The organism is Sedimentimonas flavescens (assembly GCF_025154035.1).
Classification (GTDB): Bacteria; Pseudomonadota; Alphaproteobacteria; order Rhodobacterales; family Rhodobacteraceae; genus Rhodobacter; species Rhodobacter flavescens.
Map to the genome: position 1 here is coordinate 49,729 of NZ_JAOALJ010000002.1, position 16,901 is coordinate 66,629.

The following is a 16,901-nucleotide window of genomic DNA, read 5'->3' on the forward strand; positions in this document are numbered from 1 at the left end:
AGCCCGATGCAACTGACCCGTCTTTTCACCGTCATCTGCCTTGCACTTCTGGCAGCCCTGCCCGCCCGCGCCTTCGAGACCCGCGCAACGGCCGCATGGGTCTATGACGTGACGACCAACACGGTGCTGCTTGAGAAGAACGCAGATATCCCGCTGCCACCGGCGTCGATGTCCAAGCTGATGACCGTGAACATGCTGTTCGAGGCCCTGCGCGACGGACGCGTGGCACTGGATACGAGCTTTGCCGTCTCGACCCGCGCCAAGCAGATGGGCGGCTCGACCATGTTCCTCAATGAGATGGACCGCCCGACGGTGGCCGAACTTCTGAAGGGCATCGTCATCAACTCGGGCAACGACGCTTGCGTGGTGGTGGCCGAGGGGTTGGCTGGTTCGGAAGACGCTTTCGCGCGCCAGATGGGCGAGCGTGCGCGCCAGTTGGGCATGAACAACTCGATGTTCGCCAATGCCTCGGGCTGGCCGCATCCGGGGCAGCGCATGTCGATGCGCGATCTGGGCGTTCTGTCCGTGCGGCTGATCTCGGAGTTTCCCGACTATTACCCACTGTTCTCGGAAACCTCCTATAACTACAAGGACCGCTCGCCTGCCAATGCCAACAACCGCAACCCGCTGCTCAAGATCGCGGCGGCGGACTGGCACGCGGACGGTCTCAAGACCGGGCACACCGAGGAGTCGGGCTATGGCCTTGCCGGCTCGGCCGTGATGGGTGATCGCCGCATCGTCTTCGTGATCACCGGCCTGACCTCGGAAACCGAGCGCGCCCAGGAGGCAGAGGCGATCGCCAACTGGGCGTTCCGCCAGTTCGTACTGAAAACACTGGCCAACAAGGGCAGCCGTCTGGCCGAAGCGCCCGTCTGGCTTGGCGCCGCCGACAAGGTCGGGCTGACCCCGGCCGAGGACCTGTCGCTGCTGATCCCCGCCGCCGCGCAGGACGCCATCAAGGCCGAGGCGGTCTTTACCGGCCCCGTCGCCGCGCCGATCGCGACGGGCGACCAGCTGGGCGAGCTGGTGCTGACGATCCCCGGCCTGAACGAGCCCAAGCGCGTGGCACTGGTCGCGGCCGAGGACGTGGCCGCGGGCGGATTCATGGTGCGCGTCAAGGCTGCGTTTGCGCGCCTCACCGCCAAGGCCATGCAGGCTGCGAACAGCTGAGGGCAGATGTTCATCACCTTCGAGGGCATCGACGGATCGGGAAAATCCACGCAGGCGCGCCTGCTGGCCGAAGCCCTGCGCGCCGATGGCTTCGATGTGGTGCTGACGCGTGAGCCGGGCGGATCGCCCGGCGCCGAGGAAATCCGCCGCCTCGTTCTGGAAGGCGACCCCGACCGCTGGTCCCCTGAGACCGAGATCCTTCTGTTCACCGCCGCCCGCCGCGACCATCTGGAGCGCACCATCGCCCCCGCACTGGCCGCCGGGCGCATCGTGATCTGCGACCGTTTCGCAGATTCGACCCGCATGTATCAGGGCCTCTCGCGCGGCGATCTGCGCGGGCTGGTGGATCAGCTGCACAGCCTGATGATCGGGCGCGAGCCCGACCTGACCTTCCTTGTGGATATCGACCCTGCCGTGGGCCTTGCGCGTGCCAAGGGCCGTCAGGGCACCGAGGAGCGGTTCGAAGACATGGGCCTTGCCATGCAGGAACGGATGCGCGCAGGCTTCCTGGCGCTGGCGCACGAGTTTGCCGAACGCTTCCGGCTGGTCAACGGCGCCCGCCCGACCGAGGAGGTCGCAGCCGAGATCCTCTCGCTCACCCGGGCGGCGCTGGCATGAGCAGCAAGACCGCCGACATCCCCGATCCGACGCAGGTCGAAGGTGCGATCCACCCGCGCGACACGCTGCACCTGATGGGACAAACGCGCGCCGAGGCCGATTTCCTCGACGCCTTCACCTCGGGGCGGATGCACCACGGCTGGATGCTGACCGGCCCGCGCGGCGTCGGTAAGGCGACGCTGGCGTGGCGCATCGCGCGCTTCCTGCTGACGCAGCCCACCGATGATGGCGGCGGCCTTTTCGGCGCACCCCCACCGCCCACCAACCTCGAAACCGACCCCGAGCACCCTGTCTGTCGCCGCATCCACGCGAGCTCGGAACCCGGTGTATTCCTGCTCAAACGCGGGCTGAACGCAACCGAAACGGCCCTGTCGCAGGACATCCGCGTCGATGAGGTGCGCAAGCTCAAAAGCTTCCTGCACCTGTCGGCAGCCGAGGGCGGGCGGCGCGTTGTCATCGTGGACAGCGCCGACGAGATGAACACGCAGGCCGCCAACGCGCTGCTCAAGCTGCTCGAAGAACCGCCGCCGCGCGTGACCTTCCTTCTGATCTCGCACCAGCCCGCGGGGCTTCTGCCGACGATCCGCTCGCGCTGCCGCGAGTTGAGGCTGGCTACGCTTGCACCTGAAGATATGGCCGCCGCCCTCGCCGCAGCAGGTGAGGCGGTCGAGGCCGACACCGCCGCCCTTGCCGCGCTTTCGGGCGGATCGGTGGGCGAGGCGATCCGGCTTTTGAACCTCGACGGCCTTGCGACCTACGAAAAGCTCGTGGCGCTGTTCGGCACCCTGCCCCGGCTTGACCGGGTGCGCGCGCTCGCGCTGGCCGACAGTATCACCGGCAAGCAGAACGAGCCGCGCTATGACCTGATGCTGGGGCTGATCGAGCTGTTCCTGGCCCGTCTTGCCCGCGCGGGCGTGGCCGGACCTCCACCCCTGGAGGGCGCGGCAGGCGAGGCGCAGGTGATCGCCCGCCTCAGCCCCGATGGCTACGCGGCGATGAAATGGGCGGCATTGCACCAGACCCTTGGCGCCCGCGCGCGCCATGGCAAGGGGGTCAACCTTGACCCTGCGGCGCTGGTCATGGATATGGTTCTTGAAATCACGGCGGCCTCCGCCTGAGCCGCCCAAAAAGGACCTGCCCGTGGCCGAGACCGAAACCCATCCGCCCGAAATCGTCGACAGCCACTGCCACCTCGATTTCCCTGATTTCGCCGAGGAACTGCCCGAGGTCATCGCCCGCGCCCGCGCGGCAGGTGTAACGCGCATGGTCACAATCTGTACGCGCCTGCGCAATGAACCCTCGGTTCGTGCCATCGCCGAGGCGCATGATGGCATCTATTACGCCGCAGGCACCCATCCGATGAGCGCGGCGGAAGAGCCCCTGGCCTCCGTCCAGGACCTCGTGGCTCTCGCCCGCCACCCCAAATTCGTGGGCATCGGCGAGACGGGCCTCGATTACCACTACACCGCCGACAGCGCCGAGGTGCAGAAGACCTCGCTACGCATCCATATCGAGGCTGCGCAGGAAACCGGCCTGCCGCTGATCATCCACGCCCGTGCCGCCGACGCTGATATGGAGGCGATTCTGGCCGAGGGGCTGAAATCGCGCCCCTATAGCTGCGTGATGCATTGCTACTCCTCGGGGCCGCGGCTGGCGCAGGCCTCGCTTGAGATGGGCTTTTACCTGTCGATGTCGGGCATCGCGACCTTCCCGAAATCGACCGAGGTGCGTGAGATCTTCGCCGCCGCCCCCCTCGACCGCATCCTCGTCGAGACTGACGCCCCCTACCTTGCCCCCCCGCCCCATCGCGGCCGCCGCAACGAGCCCGCCTATACCGCTCTGACGGCGAAAATCGGTGCGGATCTCTACGGCGTCAGCTATGCAGAATTCGCCGCCGCCACGTCGGCCAATTTCGACCGCCTGTTCTGGAAGGCCAAACGATGACCCGGATGCGTTTCACGATCCTCGGCTGCGGCTCGTCCGGCGGGGTGCCCCGCATCGGCGGGCACTGGGGCGAGTGCAACCCGGACAACCCGAGAAACCGCCGCACCCGCTGCTCGATGCTGGTCGAGCGCGTCTCGCCCCATGGCACGACCCGCGTGCTGATCGACACCTCGCCCGATCTGCGCGAGCAACTGCTGCGCGCAGGCGTGGGTGAGCTGGACGCCGTCGTCTACACCCACAGCCACGCAGACCATGTCCACGGGCTGGACGATCTGCGCCAGATCACCTTCAACATGCGCCGCCGCCTGCCGGTCTGGGCCGATAGCGACACGCAAGAGGCCCTTCTGAACCGCTTCGGCTACGCCTTCGTGCAGCCGCCGGATTCGAACTACCCGCCGATCTGCGACCTGCGCGCGATCCACGGCACCTTCGAGATCACCGGCGCCGGCGGCCCGATCGAGCTGCACCCCTTCCACGTCGAGCACGGCAATATCGACGCGCTCGGCTTCCGCATCGGCGACGTGGCCTACCTGCCTGACGTCAGCACCATCCCCGAGGAAGCCTGGTCGCATCTGAACGGCCTTGAGTGCTGGATCCTCGACGCGCTGCGCCGCACGCCGCATCCGACCCATGCGCATCTTGCCCGCGCGCTGGAATGGATCGAGCGTGTCAAACCGGCATCGGCGGTGCTGACCAACATGCATATCGACCTCGACTATGACGATGTCGCAGCTGAGACACCCGAACACATCCGCCCCGCCTTTGATGGGCTGGTGTTGGAGTTCGCCGCGCAATGAGCGCGCTGATCGACGTCATCCTGCCCGTCTTTCTCGTGCTCGGCTTCGGCTACGTCGTCTCGTGGCGCGGCCTCTTTTCCGACGCAGCGGTCGACGGGCTGATGCGCTTTGCGCAGAACTTTGCAGTGCCGGTGCTGCTCGCGCGCTCCATCGCCATGCTCGACCTGAGCACGAGCTATGACGCAGGGCTGATGATCTCGTTTTACGCCGGCGCGCTGACCTCATTTGCCATCGGGATCGCGGCGGCGCGGGTGATCTTCCGCCGCACCGGTCCGGATGCGGTCGCAATCGGCTTTTGCTGCCTTTTCTCGAACTCGCTCCTGCTCGGCATCCCGATCACCGAGCGCGCCTACGGCCCCGACGCGCTGGCGGGCAACTTCGCCATCATCTCAATCCACTCGCCCCTGCTGTACACCATTGGCATCGTCGCGATGGAGGCCGTGCGCTCCGCAGGAACGGGCGCGGGGCTGAGCCGCGTGGGCTTCAATGCACTGATGGGTGTGCTGCGCACCCCGCTCGTGATCGGCATCCTGTGCGGTTTCGCGATTCAGATCCTGCGGAAAACGACGGGGCAAGACCTTCCGGGGCCTGTCTGGGCGGCGATGAACATGATGGCCAACGCTGCCCTGCCCGCCGCCCTCTTCGGCCTTGGCGGCGTGCTGTTCCGTTATCGCCCCGAGGGCGATGGGCGCGCGATAGTCATGGTCTCAGCGCTCTCGCTGATCGTGCATCCGGGCATCGCCTATCTGCTTGGGCATTGGGTCTTTGCGCTCGATACGGCGGCGCTGCGCTCAGCGGTGATAACAGCGGCGATGGCCCCGGGAGTGAACGCCTATCTCTTCGCCAATATGTATGGCGCCGCGCGACGGGTCGCGGCCTCCTCGGTCCTGGTTGCAACGGCAGCTTCGATCCTGACGATCTGGGCCTGGCTCGCGATTCTTCCTTAAACGTTGGGGGCGCTGCCCCCTCGGGCCTGGCGGCCCTCACCCCCGGGATATTTGGACAAAGACGAACACAGGCACCGTTCCCCTTTCGGCTTTGCGCAAATATCCCGGGGGGGTGAATTTGCGAATAGCAAAGAGGGGGGCAGAGCCCCCCTTTTCGCATCGTTTGTCTCTGGTTGACTGCAGCTTACTGCGGGCTGACCCCGCGAAGCCGCTCCGAGCGCCGGCGCAGAAGCTCGACCGTCGTCAGCAACAGGATCGAGATCATCACCAGGATCGTCGCCACGGCGAGGATCGCGGGCGAGATCTGCTCACGGATGCCGTTCCACATCTGGCGCGGAATCGTCTGCTGGGTGTGGTCGGCGATGAAGAGAACAGCGACCACCTCGTCGAACGAGGTCACAAAGGCGAATAGCGCGCCCGACACCACACCCGGCATGATCAGCGGCATCACCACCTTGAAGAAAGCCGTGCGCGGGTTTGCCCCAAGGCTTGCGGCCGCACGCACCAGCGACTGGTCAAAGCCCGAGAGCGTGGCCGTTACCGTGATGATGACGAAGGGGATGCCAAGTGCCGCGTGCGCCAGGATGATCCCCAGGTACGAACCCGCTAGACGCGTCCATTCAAAATGGAAGCCCCCCTCAAAGCTCGGCACCGGCAGCTTCATCCAGGAGTAGAAGAAGAACATGCCCGTCGCCGAGATGATGATCGGCACGATCATCGGCGAGATAAGGACGGCCGTGATCTGCTTGCGGTAGGGCATCTCGGGCCGGGTCAGGCCCAGGGCGGCGATCGTGCCAAGCGCCGTCGACAGGATCGTCGCGAAGAAGCCGATGATGATCGAGTTCTTGGTCACCTGCATCCAGGTCGCGTTACCCCAGAAGTCCGACCAGAACGAGGCGCCGCGCTCGGCCTCGGGGTTCTGCATCCCGAAGGTCAGCAGGCTGTCATACCAGCGCATCGAGTACCCCTCGGGGTCGAGCGTCAGCATCTTCTCGGTGAAGGTGAAGTAGGGCTCGGCGTTGAAGCTGAGCGGGATCACGATCACGATCGGGGCGATCAGGAACAGGAAAATCAGTCCGCAGATCACCAGGTAGCTATAATGCCAGGCTTTCTCGAGCGGGCTTGCGTAGGTGGGAAGCGCCATATCTCTCTCCTCAGCCGAGCTTCATCTTGTCGATGCCAACCAGGCGATCGTAGATCCAGAAGAAGATCAGAACGATGGCCAGAAGCATTGCTGCCAGCGCCGCGGCGAGCGACCAGTTCAGCGACTTCTGCATGTGGAAGGCAATCATGTTGGAAATCATCTGCCCGTCGGCGCCACCGACAAGGGCGGGGGTGATGTAGTAGCCCATCGCGAGGATGAAGACCAACAGCCCCCCTGCGCCGATCCCCGGCAGGGTCTGAGGCAGATACACCCGACGGAACGCAGTCCACGAGGTTGCCCCGAGCGAGCGAGCGGCGCGCACATAGCTGGGCGGGATCGTTTTCATCACCGAGTAAAGCGGCAAGACCGTGAAAGGCAGCAGGATATGCGTCATCGCGACGATCGTGCCGGTCTGGTTATACATCATCTGTATTCGCCCGTTCTCGTCGATCAAGCCCGCCCAGACCAGCATGTCGTTCAGCACGCCCTGGCTTTGCAGCAGCACCATCCACGAGGTTGTGCGCACCAGCAGCGAGGTCCAGAACGGCAGCAGCACCAGGATCATCAGGAGCATCGCCTTGCGCATCGGCAGCACCGCCAGAAGATGCGCGATCGGGAAGCCGAGCAGCAGGCAAAGCGCGGTGATCTCGATCGACATCGAAAGCGTGCGCCAGAACAGCGTCTTGTAGATCGCCTGCCCTTCCGCCACCGGCACGATCGAGCCGCTCGAGTCGCGCGTCAGATCAAGAGCAGCAAGGTAGAAGTCGAAGGTGAAGGGCGATGAGGCCGAGCGCATGGCGCGCCAGATATTCGGATCATCCCACTTCTTCTCCTCGGCCAGAACCGCCTCCTTGAAGGGGGGCTCGAACTTGTCGGCCTTGCGCGCGGTCGAAGTGAACATCGAGCGCGTGCCCGAGACGTCGTAGTTGATACGCGTCCCTGCCGCGCCCGCGGTCTTGTCCTTCTTCATCAGCGCGAGGTCGGCGGCGAGCGCGGCATAGGCGCTTTCGTCAATCGCCGAGCCTTCGGGGTTGGCGTCGAACCATTCGGCCAGGTTCGGCGCAGCAGAACTGAAGGTGTCGTTATAGAACGACTGGTACAGCATCTGGCCGATCGGCACGATGAAGCTGATCATGATGAACAGAAAGAGCGGCGCAACGAGCAGGAAGGCGCGGCGGCGCCGCGTCGCGAGCGAGGCCGCAAGCGCCGCCTTCAGCGGCTTGCCATCGGCTGTGGTCAATAGGGCGGTTGCGTCGGTCATTCGGTTCCCTCTGGGAAAAATTCTACCAAACGCACCCAGATGGGCGCGCGATCAGGGATCTCTTACGAAGAAAAGGCGGGCGGCACCGCATCGGGTGCCGCCCTGCGCAGGATCAGTTGGCGAGCCAGGCGTTGAAGCGCTCGCTCAGTTCGACGTCGTGGTCAGCCCAGAAGGTCGGATCGGTCCAGATCGGGTTGGTCAGGTTGTCCGGGTTGGTGGGCATGTGCGGCGCCATCTCGGTCTTGCCGTCCTGATACATGCCGACGAGGGCCGAGGACGATTTGCGCGCCGGGCCGTACGAGATGTACTTGGCCTGGTCGGCAAGACGCTGGGTGTCGGTCGAGAAGGCCAGGAACTTCTTGGCATCTTCCAGGTGCGGCGCGCCCTTCGGAATGGCCCAGAGGTCATAGTCCATATAGGCGCCGTCCCAGATGATGTTGAACGGCTTGTTCTCGGCGATCATGGCGTTGAAGATACGGCCGTTGTAGCCGGTGGTCATGACAACTTCGCCATCGGCCAGCAGCTGCGGCGGCTGCGCGCCAGCTTCCCACCACACGACCGAGTCCTTGATCGTGTCGAGCTTGGCGAGGGCGCGTGCGACGCCTTCCTCGGTGCCGAGGACTTCATAGACTTCGCTGCCCGGAACGCCATCGGCGACCAGAGCCATCTCGAGCGAGCGCTTGGCGGCTTTCAGCAGGCCGCGCTTGCCCGGATACTTCTCGGTGTCGAAGAAGTCGGCCAGGGTGCTCGGCGGATTTTCCGGGAACTTCGAGGCGTCATAGGCGACGACCGTGGCCCAGACGATGTTCGCGACGGCACAGTCCTGGATAGCGCCCGGAACGAAGTCTTCGGTCGCCGGGGTGCCATCGGGCGCCGGGGGCAGCATCGCCGGGTCGATCTCTTCCAGCAGACCTTCGTCGCACAGACGGATCGCATCCGACAGCTCGATATCGGCGAGGTCGATCGAGACGTTGCCGGCCTCAACCTGCGCCTTGAGCGGCGTTGCCGGGTTGTCGGCATCGATCGAGTTCACCTTGACGCCGGTCATCTCGGTGAAGGGCTTGTGGTAAGCCTCCACCTGGCTGACGGTGTAGGCGCCACCCCAGGACACCACGTTGAGCTCTTGCGCGCTGGCAGCGAAGCCAGTCGCGATCAAGGCCGTGGTCAGCATCATTGCTTTCTTCATTGGTAACTCCCGTGTTGATTTTATGTACTTTTTTTCACGTTGGCCGCGCAGGCGCGGCAAGGAGGCGGGTTTTCCCGCCTTCCCGACTTACATAGGTTCAAGGGCGCGGGCGTCCTGCGGATGCCAACCGATCTTGATCTTCTCGCTCGGACGCAGCTTGGTCTGACCCAGCGTATTGCGCGATTTCATCACGAAATCCTCGGTGCCCGCGACCCGCATGCGCGTGCGGAAGATGTCACCCATATAGATGACCTCAAGCACTTCTGCGTCAACCATATGCGCCCCCGGGGGCATCATATCGGCCTTGAACTCGACCCGCTCGGGGCGGATCGAAACCAGGGTTTCCTGCCCCACGCTGCGCACGTTCACGGGCGTCGCGTCGATCAGTTCGCCCGTCGCAAGACGCACGGTGCAGCTATCGCCATCCAGCGTCTCGACCGTGCCCGGCAGCTTGTTGTTCTCGCCGATGAACTGGGCCACGAACGAGTTCTGCGGACGTTCGTAAAGCTCATCGGGCGGAGCCAGTTGCTGGATGCGGCCATCGTTGAACACGGCGACGCGGTCCGACATGGTCAGCGCCTCGCCCTGGTCGTGGGTCACATAGACGACGGTGATGCCGAGCGTCTCATGCAGGTGCTTGATCTCGAACTGCATATGCTCGCGCAGCTGCTTGTCGAGCGCGCCGAGCGGTTCGTCCATGAGCACGAGCTCGGGGTCGAACACGAGCGCGCGGGCCAGCGCGATCCGCTGTTGCTGGCCGCCCGAAAGCTGCGCAGGACGGCGGTTGGCAAATTTGCCCATCTGCACCATGTCGAGCGCGCGCATGACCTTGGCCTCGCGCTCGGATTTGCCCATGCCCCGTACTTCGAGCGGAAAGGCGAGGTTCTCGCCAACCGTCATGTGCGGGAAAAGCGCATAGTTCTGGAACACCATCCCGATGCCCCGCTTGTGCGGCGGCATGTCGTTGATGTTCTTACCCGCAAGGCGGATCTCACCATGTGTCGCAGTTTCGAAGCCGGCAAGCATCATCAGGCAAGTCGTCTTGCCCGAGCCGGAGGGGCCGAGCATCGTCAGAAACTCGCCCTTGCCAATCGAAAGGTTCAGGTCTTTGACGACAAGCGTTTCGCCGTCATAGCTCTTCTGGACATGGTCGAATACGACGAATCCATCGTCGGTGGCAGCAGTGTTCAAATTCGGGCTCCCCGTCGGTTTTTTTGGTTCGTTAGCTCCCGTGCACCGAACTAAAGCAAGGGAATTTCAGGAATTCAACCCGCAATTCCATTCTGGCTCGTCAGTCTTTCCGCCCCCTCCGTTTCGGTCACAAAACCGTCAAAAAGCGTCGCCTTGCGCGCAGGCGGCGACCAGATTGCTCATGCTGCAAGAGCAAAATGCTCTACCGGGGGGAGTGCGAATAACGCTACGTCACGCAACCCAGGCGCGAGCGAATTGACGCAAGGAACCCCTAGAGCCGCGAATCACCTGTCGATTCGAGATGGAATGCTGTCCGGAACGTGCGAAAAGCGATGCCGCCAGAGCCAAAAAAGCATAGCCCGGACCGAGGTCCGGGCTATCGCGGCTTTCAGCCAATGGTGCGGTCGAGAAGACTCGAACTTCCACGGGAGTTACCCCACAGCGACCTCAACGCTGCGCGTCTACCAATTCCGCCACGACCGCACTGTCTTGGCTGGTGTGGCGGCGTATTAGCCGAGGCTTTCGCCGATGAAAAGCGGATTTTTCGCTCCTGATCGAAATTCTTTCCGGCTTAGAGCGCGCGCCTCGCAGGCACAGGCTTCGGGCGTAATTGCCTTGAGCGCGCGCGGCTCTTCCCCTAACTCGGAAGAGCTGACACCGGAGGCGCAGATGGTCGAGTGGATCCGTTCCGACACCCCCGTTCCCTATGAAGAGGCTCTGGCCTTCATGGAGGCGCGCGTGGCCGCGATTGCCGCAGGCACGGCGGACGAGGCGATCTGGCTGCTCGAACACCCGCCGCTCTATACAGCAGGCACCTCGGCCCGACGCGAAGATCTGGTCGATCCCGACCGCTTTCCCGTCCATGAGGCCGGCCGCGGCGGGCAATACACCTATCATGGCCCCGGCCAGCGCATCGTTTACGTCATGCTTGACCTCAACCGGCGCGGGCGCGACGTGCGCTGCTTCGTGCGCCAGCTCGAACGCTGGGTTATCGACACCCTGGCCGAGTTCAACGTGACCGGCGAAATCCGCGACGGGCGCGTGGGTGTCTGGGTCGCCCGCCCCGAGAAGGGTAGCGGCGCCGACGGCCACCCCGCCGAAGACAAGATCGCCGCCATCGGCGTCAAACTGCGCCGCTGGGTCAGCTTTCACGGCATCTCGATCAACGTCGAACCCGACCTGAACCATTTCGCCGGAATCATCCCTTGCGGCATCCGCGATCACGGTGTCACCAGCCTTGTCGATCTGGGGCTTCCGGTGACCATGGAGGATCTGGACGCGGCGCTGGAGCGCAGCTTCGGACCGGTCTTCGACGATGGTCGGACGCCGGACCGCTGCGAATGACGGAAATGTTGCTGACGCGACCTTTTGCCCCGTGGTAAGAGGGGGCAGCGCCCTTTAAGCGGCGTAACCGCCCTCCCGGCATCGCCGGGCCGAGATCAGTTATTAAGGAAGATGCGATGAAGATCAGCCTTTACGCCACCCTCGCCGCTATGGCCCTTGCCACCCCCTCCTTCGCCGGTGACGCAGCCGTCGGTGAGAAGACCTTTGCCAAGTGCAAGTCCTGCCACATGATCGTTGCGCCCGATGGGACCGAGATCGTCAAAGGCGGCAAGGTTGGCCCGAACCTCTACGGCATCGTCGGCCGCGCGGCCGCCTCGGTCGAAGGGTTCAAGTACGGCGACGGCCTCACGAAAGCAGCCGAGAACGGCCTGGTGTGGGATGAGGCGCTGATCGCAGAATATGTCGTCGATCCGACCAAGTTCATCGACACCCACGGCGGCGAAGGCAAGTCGAAGATGACCTTCAAGCTGGCCAAGGGCGGCGAAGACGTCGCGGCCTATCTGGCCTCGGTCGCACAGTAATTTCCTGCCCCGCAGGAACAGGCCCGGTCGGAGCAACCTCCGGCCGGGCCTTTCTTTTTCCGCTCGCCGCAGTGCCGCGACATTTTTTCGCAGTTTGCGCGCTTCTGTGATTGCTGCGCGACAATTTGCCCATTACCCTGCGCCGAAGCGGCCCGTGAACGGGAGATATCGGGCTGCGCGAAAAGGGAGATCAGTATGGCGGACGCAGCCGTTCACGGCCACGGCGACCATGACACTCGTGGGTTCTTCACCCGCTGGTTCATGTCGACCAATCACAAGGATATCGGGATTCTCTATCTCTTCACCGCAGGGGTCGTCGGCCTCATTTCGGTGATCTTCACCGTATACATGCGGATGGAGTTGATGGATCCGGGCGTGCAATACATGTGTGCCGAGGGCGCACGCTTCATCGCGTCGGATGCGGAATGCACCCCGAACGGGCATCTGTGGAACGTGATGATCACCTATCACGGCGTGCTGATGATGTTCTTCGTCGTCATCCCGGCACTGTTCGGAGGTTTCGGCAACTATTTCATGCCCCTGCACATCGGTGCGCCGGACATGGCCTTCCCGCGCCTCAACAACCTCAGCTACTGGCTTTACGTTGTGGGCGTCGCGCTCGGCGTGGCCTCGCTGCTGGCGCCGGGTGGCAACGGACAGTCGGGCTCGGGCGTCGGCTGGGTGCTTTACCCGCCGCTTTCGACCAATGAGGCCGGTTATTCGATGGACCTCGCGATTTTCGCGGTCCACGTTTCGGGCGCCTCGTCGATCCTGGGTGCGATCAACATGATCACCACCTTCCTGAACATGCGTGCCCCCGGCATGACGATGCACAAGGTGCCGCTGTTCGGCTGGTCGATCTTCGTGACCTCGTGGCTGATCCTGCTGTCGCTGCCGGTTCTGGCAGGCGCGATCACCATGCTGCTGATGGACCGCAACTTCGGCACGACCTTCTTCCACCCGGAAGGCGGCGGTGACCCGATCCTGTATCAGCACATCCTGTGGTTCTTCGGCCACCCCGAGGTCTATATCATCATCCTGCCGGGCTTCGGCATCATCAGCCACGTCATCGCCACCTTCGCGCGCAAGCCGATCTTCGGCTACCTGCCGATGGTCTATGCGATGGTCGCGATCGGGGTTCTGGGCTTCGTCGTCTGGGCGCACCACATGTACACCGTGGGCATGTCGCTGCAGCAGCAGAGCTACTTCATGCTGGCCACGATGGTCATCGCGGTGCCCACGGGCGTCAAGGTCTTCTCCTGGATTGCAACGATGTGGGGCGGCTCGATCGAGTTCAAGACGCCGATGCTCTGGGCTTTCGGCTTCCTGTTCCTGTTCACCGTGGGCGGCGTGACCGGCGTGGTGCTCAGCCAGGCGCCGCTCGACCGCGTCTATCACGACACCTACTACGTCGTGGCGCACTTCCACTACGTGATGTCGCTGGGTGCGGTCTTCGCGATCTTCGCCGGTGTCTATTTCTGGATCGGCAAGATGTCGGGCCGTCAGTATCCGGAATGGGCGGGCAAGCTGCACTTCTGGATGATGTTCATCGGTTCGAACCTCATCTTCTTCCCACAGCACTTCCTGGGCCGTCAGGGGATGCCGCGCCGCTACATCGACTACCCGGAGGCCTTCGCCTACTGGAACAAGATCTCGTCGATCGGCGCCTTCATCTCGTTCGCCTCGTTCCTGTTCTTCATCGGTATCGTGTTCTACACCCTCACCCGCGGTGCGCGTGTGACCGAGAAAAACTACTGGAACGAATACGCGGACACGCTGGAATGGACCCTGCCCTCGCCGCCGCCCGAGCATACGTTCGAGCAACTCCCGAAGCGTGAGGACTGGGATCACTCGCACGCCCACTAAGGCGCTTACAGATTGATGAATGGCCCCGGAGCGATCCGGGGCCGTTTGCATTCAGCCCCTTGGCAATGCCCGATGCGCAACCAGCGCAAGCACCGCCCAGATCACGATGCGCAGGCTCATCGCGCCCACCGTACGCATCTCATAGGCACCACCCCCAGCGATGTGGAGTGCCAGCGCCGCACCCACGGCGAGGCTTGCAAGCACGATCGCCGCCGAGAGCGGCCGGGCAAAGCGCCGTGCGGCCCACATTCCCCAGCCCGCCGCCAGATAGGCAAAGCCCGCGAGGAAGTTGAACCACAGCACGAAGGGCACAACCGCCCCCATGTCCTTGCCACCAAACAGCGCACCCCAGCCCGAGAACAGCGTTAACGCGCCAAACGCCAACGCCACTGCGCCAGCCACTTTCAGCCCTGTCGATCTCACCATCGGAAACCCTCCTCCGCTATCGAAAGGATAGCGGCAAGTGCCCCTTCACACGATGCGGCATGGACGCCCGCCAAGGCTTGCGCCCTGCCCCCCTGCGCCCTTAGGCTGCTCTGGCGCGAACGAGGGAGGCGATGCCCTACAGGTGGTCCGAAGACGAGGCCGGCACGGTCAGGCTGCGGCTCTGGCCCTATCGGTCGCTGCCCAGACGCGGCTTCGTTGCCTTCATCGGCGTGACCGCCGGATTCCTTGCCGTGCCGCTTCTGGCCGTTCTCGGCTCAAAGATCCTCTGGGCTCTGCTACCCTTCCTGCTGGCCACGATCTGGGCGATCTGGTTCGCGCTGTCACGCTCTTACCGCTCGGGCGAGGTGCTCGAAGAGCTGACGCTGTCCGCTGAACGCATCACGCTGACCCATCGCGCGCCAAGAAGCGATCCGCTTATCTGGGAGACGAACGCCTATTGGGTTCAGCCGATGCTGCATCCGACCGGTGGGCGCGTGCCCGATTACCTTACCCTGCGCGGCGGACCGCGCGAGGTCGAGATCGGCGCCTTCCTGACCCCCGAGGAGCGCCGCGCGCTGTTTCGGGAACTCCTGCAACATCTGGCCGAACATCGCCGCTCGGACCCCGGCGCGCAGGCATGAAAAAGGGGGCCGAAGCCCCCTTCGTCTATAGCTATTCCCGTGCAAGCACTCAGCCGAGCTTGTCCTTGACCATCGGCCCCACCGCGCCGAAATCCATCTGACCGGTGTATTTCGCCTTCAGTTCGCCCATCACCCGACCCATGTCGCGGATCGAGCTGGCACCGACCTTGGCGATGGCTTTGTCGATGGCTTCCGAGACTTCCTCGGCGCTCAATTGGCGCGGCAGGAATTCCTCGATGACGCGGGCTTCGCCGATTTCCTTTTCGGCCAGTTCAAGCCGCCCGCCCTCTTCGAAGGCGCGTGCGGATTCCTGGCGCTGCTTGACCATCTTGCCCAGGATCGCCAGCACCTCTGCGTCGCCGACCGAGCCCCCGTCGCCGGTCCCGCGCAACGCGATCTCGCGATCCTTGATGGCCGCATTGATCAGGCGCAGCGTCGAAAGCCGCTCCTGCTCTTTCATCTTCATCGCATCCTTGAGCGCCGTGGCAATTCGCTCGCGCATGTCCATGGGGTCGTCCTCGTTTCAGAACCAAGAGCGCCAGAATAACCGTAAGCGCGGCCGGGTGCAATCTTGCTAACTTATTGATTTTATTGCGCAACAGTAATAACCCTTACCCCCTTGACCCCGACGCCCTCCCCCCGTAGGTTCCAGCAGATTTTGCCCCGGGGAGTCGCACCATGCCTGCAAGCCACCAGTCATCGGAAAAGCCCACCGCGCTGATCGCGCTGGCAGACGGGCAGCTGTTCTACGGCAAGGGTTTCGGTGCCGAGGGCGAGACGGTAGCCGAACTGGTGTTCAACACCGCCATGACCGGCTACCAAGAGATCATGACCGATCCGTCCTACGCCGGTCAGGTCGTCACCTTCACCTTCCCGCATGTCGGCAACGTCGGCGTGAACCCCGAGGATGACGAGACGACGGATCCGGTCGCCGCCGGTCTCGTGGTCAAATGGGACCCGACCGAGCCGTCGAACTGGCGCGCCTCGGAAAACCTCGTCCACTGGCTGGTCAAACGCGGCCGGATCGGCGTGGGTGGCATCGACACCCGCCGCCTGACCCGCGCAATCCGCCAGCAAGGCGCGCCGCATGTGGCGCTGGCCCACAACCCCGATGGCGAGTTCGACATCGAGGCGCTGGTCAAGAAAGCGCGCGAGTGGAAGGGCCTCGTCGGCCTCGATTTGGCCAAGGAAGTCACCTGCGCGCAGAGCTATCGTTGGGATGAGATGCTTTGGGCCTGGCCCGATGGTTATTCCAAACGCAGCGAGCCGGGCCTGAAGGTCGTGGCTATCGACTACGGCGCCAAGCGCAACATCCTGCGCTGCCTCGCCTCGGCGGGCTGCGATGTGACCGTTCTGCCCGCGACGGCGACGGCGGAAGATGTGCTCGCACTCAATCCCGACGGCGTGTTTCTGTCGAATGGCCCGGGCGACCCGGCCGCGACCGGCACCTATGCCGTGCCGATGATCAAAGGTGTGCTGGAGAAAGACCTGCCGGTCTTCGGTATCTGCCTTGGTCACCAGATGCTGGCCCTGGCGCTTGGCGCCAAGACCATCAAGATGAACCACGGCCACCACGGCGCAAACCACCCGGTGAAAGACCTCACCACCGGCAAGGTCGAGATCACCTCGATGAACCATGGCTTCGCCGTCGATGCGCAGACCCTGCCCGAAGGCGTGACCGAAACACATGTCTCGCTCTTCGACGGGTCGAACTGCGGCATCGCGATGAAGGATCGCCCGGTGTTCTCGGTGCAGTATCACCCCGAGGCCAGCCCCGGCCCGCAGGACAGCTACTACCTGTTCGACCGCTTCGCCGAGGCCATGCGCGCCCGCCGCAGCGCCTGA

General features: G+C 63.9%; 17 protein-coding genes and 1 tRNA gene. 11 read left to right on the forward strand and 7 right to left on the reverse strand.

The window, feature by feature from the left end:
- Positions 1 to 6: 6 nt before the first annotated feature.
- The 6 genes from N3C64_RS03510 to N3C64_RS03535 are packed head-to-tail and all read left to right on the forward strand — an operon-like array spanning position 7 to position 5,476.
- Complete coding sequence (locus N3C64_RS03510) at positions 7 to 1,170, forward strand: D-alanyl-D-alanine carboxypeptidase family protein (RefSeq protein WP_260011943.1); 1,164 nt, start codon at positions 7 to 9, stop codon at positions 1,168 to 1,170.
- Positions 1,171 to 1,176: 6 nt separating this feature from the next.
- On the forward strand, positions 1,177 to 1,788 hold the full coding sequence (tmk, locus tag N3C64_RS03515; RefSeq protein WP_260011944.1) for a dTMP kinase: 612 nt from the start codon (positions 1,177 to 1,179) through the stop codon (positions 1,786 to 1,788).
- Positions 1,785 to 2,906 (forward strand): DNA polymerase III subunit delta', encoded by a 1,122-nt coding sequence (locus N3C64_RS03520; RefSeq protein WP_260011947.1) that lies wholly within the window; start codon positions 1,785 to 1,787, stop codon positions 2,904 to 2,906. Before tmk ends, N3C64_RS03520 begins: the two co-directional genes overlap by 4 nt.
- A 22-nt stretch (positions 2,907 to 2,928) precedes the next feature.
- Positions 2,929 to 3,732 (forward strand): TatD family hydrolase, encoded by an 804-nt coding sequence (locus tag N3C64_RS03525; RefSeq protein ID WP_260011948.1) that lies wholly within the window; start codon positions 2,929 to 2,931, stop codon positions 3,730 to 3,732.
- Positions 3,729 to 4,529 carry an MBL fold metallo-hydrolase gene (locus N3C64_RS03530; protein ID WP_260011949.1) on the forward strand — a complete coding sequence of 267 codons (801 nt, stop codon included), beginning with the start codon at positions 3,729 to 3,731 and terminating at the stop codon, positions 4,527 to 4,529. Before N3C64_RS03525 ends, N3C64_RS03530 begins: the two co-directional genes overlap by 4 nt.
- The gene (locus N3C64_RS03535; protein ID WP_260011950.1) at positions 4,526 to 5,476 is read left to right on the forward strand and encodes an AEC family transporter; all 951 of its coding nucleotides are present in this window, start codon (positions 4,526 to 4,528) and stop codon (positions 5,474 to 5,476) included. Before N3C64_RS03530 ends, N3C64_RS03535 begins: the two co-directional genes overlap by 4 nt.
- Before the next feature lie 184 nt (positions 5,477 to 5,660).
- Here N3C64_RS03535 and N3C64_RS03540 read toward each other — a convergent pair whose 3' ends face one another.
- From N3C64_RS03540 to N3C64_RS03560, 5 genes are all read right to left on the reverse strand, one after another.
- Positions 5,661 to 6,620 (reverse strand): ABC transporter permease, encoded by a 960-nt coding sequence (locus tag N3C64_RS03540; protein WP_218628423.1) that lies wholly within the window; start codon positions 6,618 to 6,620, stop codon positions 5,661 to 5,663.
- A 10-nt stretch (positions 6,621 to 6,630) separates the two neighbouring features.
- Positions 6,631 to 7,881 carry an ABC transporter permease gene (locus N3C64_RS03545; RefSeq protein WP_218628424.1) on the reverse strand — a complete coding sequence of 417 codons (1,251 nt, stop codon included), beginning with the start codon at positions 7,879 to 7,881 and terminating at the stop codon, positions 6,631 to 6,633.
- Positions 7,882 to 7,993: 112 nt separating this feature from the next.
- Complete coding sequence (locus N3C64_RS03550) at positions 7,994 to 9,067, reverse strand: ABC transporter substrate-binding protein (protein WP_218628425.1); 1,074 nt, start codon at positions 9,065 to 9,067, stop codon at positions 7,994 to 7,996.
- 87 nt (positions 9,068 to 9,154) lie between these two features.
- Positions 9,155 to 10,258 carry an ABC transporter ATP-binding protein gene (locus N3C64_RS03555; protein ID WP_218628426.1) on the reverse strand — a complete coding sequence of 368 codons (1,104 nt, stop codon included), beginning with the start codon at positions 10,256 to 10,258 and terminating at the stop codon, positions 9,155 to 9,157.
- 396 nt (positions 10,259 to 10,654) lie between these two features.
- Positions 10,655 to 10,741, reverse strand: a tRNA-Leu gene (locus tag N3C64_RS03560).
- Positions 10,742 to 10,909: 168 nt separating this feature from the next.
- Between N3C64_RS03560 and lipB the strand changes: the two genes are divergently transcribed.
- From lipB to ctaD, 3 genes are all read left to right on the forward strand, one after another.
- A complete protein-coding gene (lipB, locus tag N3C64_RS03565; protein WP_375546100.1) occupies positions 10,910 to 11,602 on the forward strand; it encodes a lipoyl(octanoyl) transferase LipB in 693 nt (230 codons plus the stop codon).
- 116 nt (positions 11,603 to 11,718) lie between these two features.
- On the forward strand, positions 11,719 to 12,123 hold the full coding sequence (locus N3C64_RS03570; protein ID WP_218628428.1) for a c-type cytochrome: 405 nt from the start codon (positions 11,719 to 11,721) through the stop codon (positions 12,121 to 12,123).
- 195 nt (positions 12,124 to 12,318) lie between these two features.
- Positions 12,319 to 13,989 (forward strand): cytochrome c oxidase subunit I, encoded by a 1,671-nt coding sequence (gene ctaD, locus N3C64_RS03575; RefSeq protein WP_218628429.1) that lies wholly within the window; start codon positions 12,319 to 12,321, stop codon positions 13,987 to 13,989.
- 51 nt (positions 13,990 to 14,040) lie between these two features.
- Here the strand turns inward: ctaD and N3C64_RS03580 are convergent, their stop codons facing one another.
- On the reverse strand, positions 14,041 to 14,415 hold the full coding sequence (locus N3C64_RS03580) for a hypothetical protein (protein WP_260011959.1): 375 nt from the start codon (positions 14,413 to 14,415) through the stop codon (positions 14,041 to 14,043).
- A 131-nt stretch (positions 14,416 to 14,546) separates the two neighbouring features.
- Here N3C64_RS03580 and N3C64_RS03585 point away from each other — a divergent pair, with 131 nt between their 5' ends.
- Positions 14,547 to 15,056 (forward strand): DUF2244 domain-containing protein, encoded by a 510-nt coding sequence (locus N3C64_RS03585; protein ID WP_260011962.1) that lies wholly within the window; start codon positions 14,547 to 14,549, stop codon positions 15,054 to 15,056.
- Between the two features lie 49 nt (positions 15,057 to 15,105).
- Here the strand turns inward: N3C64_RS03585 and N3C64_RS03590 are convergent, their stop codons facing one another.
- A complete protein-coding gene (locus tag N3C64_RS03590) occupies positions 15,106 to 15,564 on the reverse strand; it encodes a GatB/YqeY domain-containing protein (RefSeq protein ID WP_260011965.1) in 459 nt (152 codons plus the stop codon).
- Positions 15,565 to 15,734: 170 nt separating this feature from the next.
- On the opposite strand from N3C64_RS03590, the gene carA reads away from it, so the two are divergent.
- Positions 15,735 to 16,901, forward strand: coding sequence for a glutamine-hydrolyzing carbamoyl-phosphate synthase small subunit (gene carA / locus N3C64_RS03595; protein ID WP_260011967.1), 1,167 nt, complete (start codon positions 15,735 to 15,737; stop codon positions 16,899 to 16,901).

Coding starts and splice junctions, on each gene's coding strand:
- N3C64_RS03570 (WP_218628428.1), top strand. CDS start 11,719: ATGAAGATCAGCCTTTACGCCACCCTCGCCGCTATGGCCCTTGCCACC.
- N3C64_RS03580 (WP_260011959.1), bottom strand. CDS start 14,415: ATGGTGAGATCGACAGGGCTGAAAGTGGCTGGCGCAGTGGCGTTGGCG.
- ctaD (WP_218628429.1), top strand. CDS start 12,319: ATGGCGGACGCAGCCGTTCACGGCCACGGCGACCATGACACTCGTGGG.
- N3C64_RS03550 (WP_218628425.1), bottom strand. CDS start 9,067: ATGAAGAAAGCAATGATGCTGACCACGGCCTTGATCGCGACTGGCTTC.
- carA (WP_260011967.1), top strand. CDS start 15,735: ATGCCTGCAAGCCACCAGTCATCGGAAAAGCCCACCGCGCTGATCGCG.
- N3C64_RS03520 (WP_260011947.1), top strand. CDS start 1,785: ATGAGCAGCAAGACCGCCGACATCCCCGATCCGACGCAGGTCGAAGGT.
- N3C64_RS03540 (WP_218628423.1), bottom strand. CDS start 6,620: ATGGCGCTTCCCACCTACGCAAGCCCGCTCGAGAAAGCCTGGCATTAT.
- N3C64_RS03530 (WP_260011949.1), top strand. CDS start 3,729: ATGACCCGGATGCGTTTCACGATCCTCGGCTGCGGCTCGTCCGGCGGG.
- N3C64_RS03590 (WP_260011965.1), bottom strand. CDS start 15,564: ATGGACATGCGCGAGCGAATTGCCACGGCGCTCAAGGATGCGATGAAG.
- tmk (WP_260011944.1), top strand. CDS start 1,177: ATGTTCATCACCTTCGAGGGCATCGACGGATCGGGAAAATCCACGCAG.
- N3C64_RS03535 (WP_260011950.1), top strand. CDS start 4,526: ATGAGCGCGCTGATCGACGTCATCCTGCCCGTCTTTCTCGTGCTCGGC.
- N3C64_RS03545 (WP_218628424.1), bottom strand. CDS start 7,881: ATGACCGACGCAACCGCCCTATTGACCACAGCCGATGGCAAGCCGCTG.
- N3C64_RS03510 (WP_260011943.1), top strand. CDS start 7: ATGCAACTGACCCGTCTTTTCACCGTCATCTGCCTTGCACTTCTGGCA.
- N3C64_RS03585 (WP_260011962.1), top strand. CDS start 14,547: ATGCCCTACAGGTGGTCCGAAGACGAGGCCGGCACGGTCAGGCTGCGG.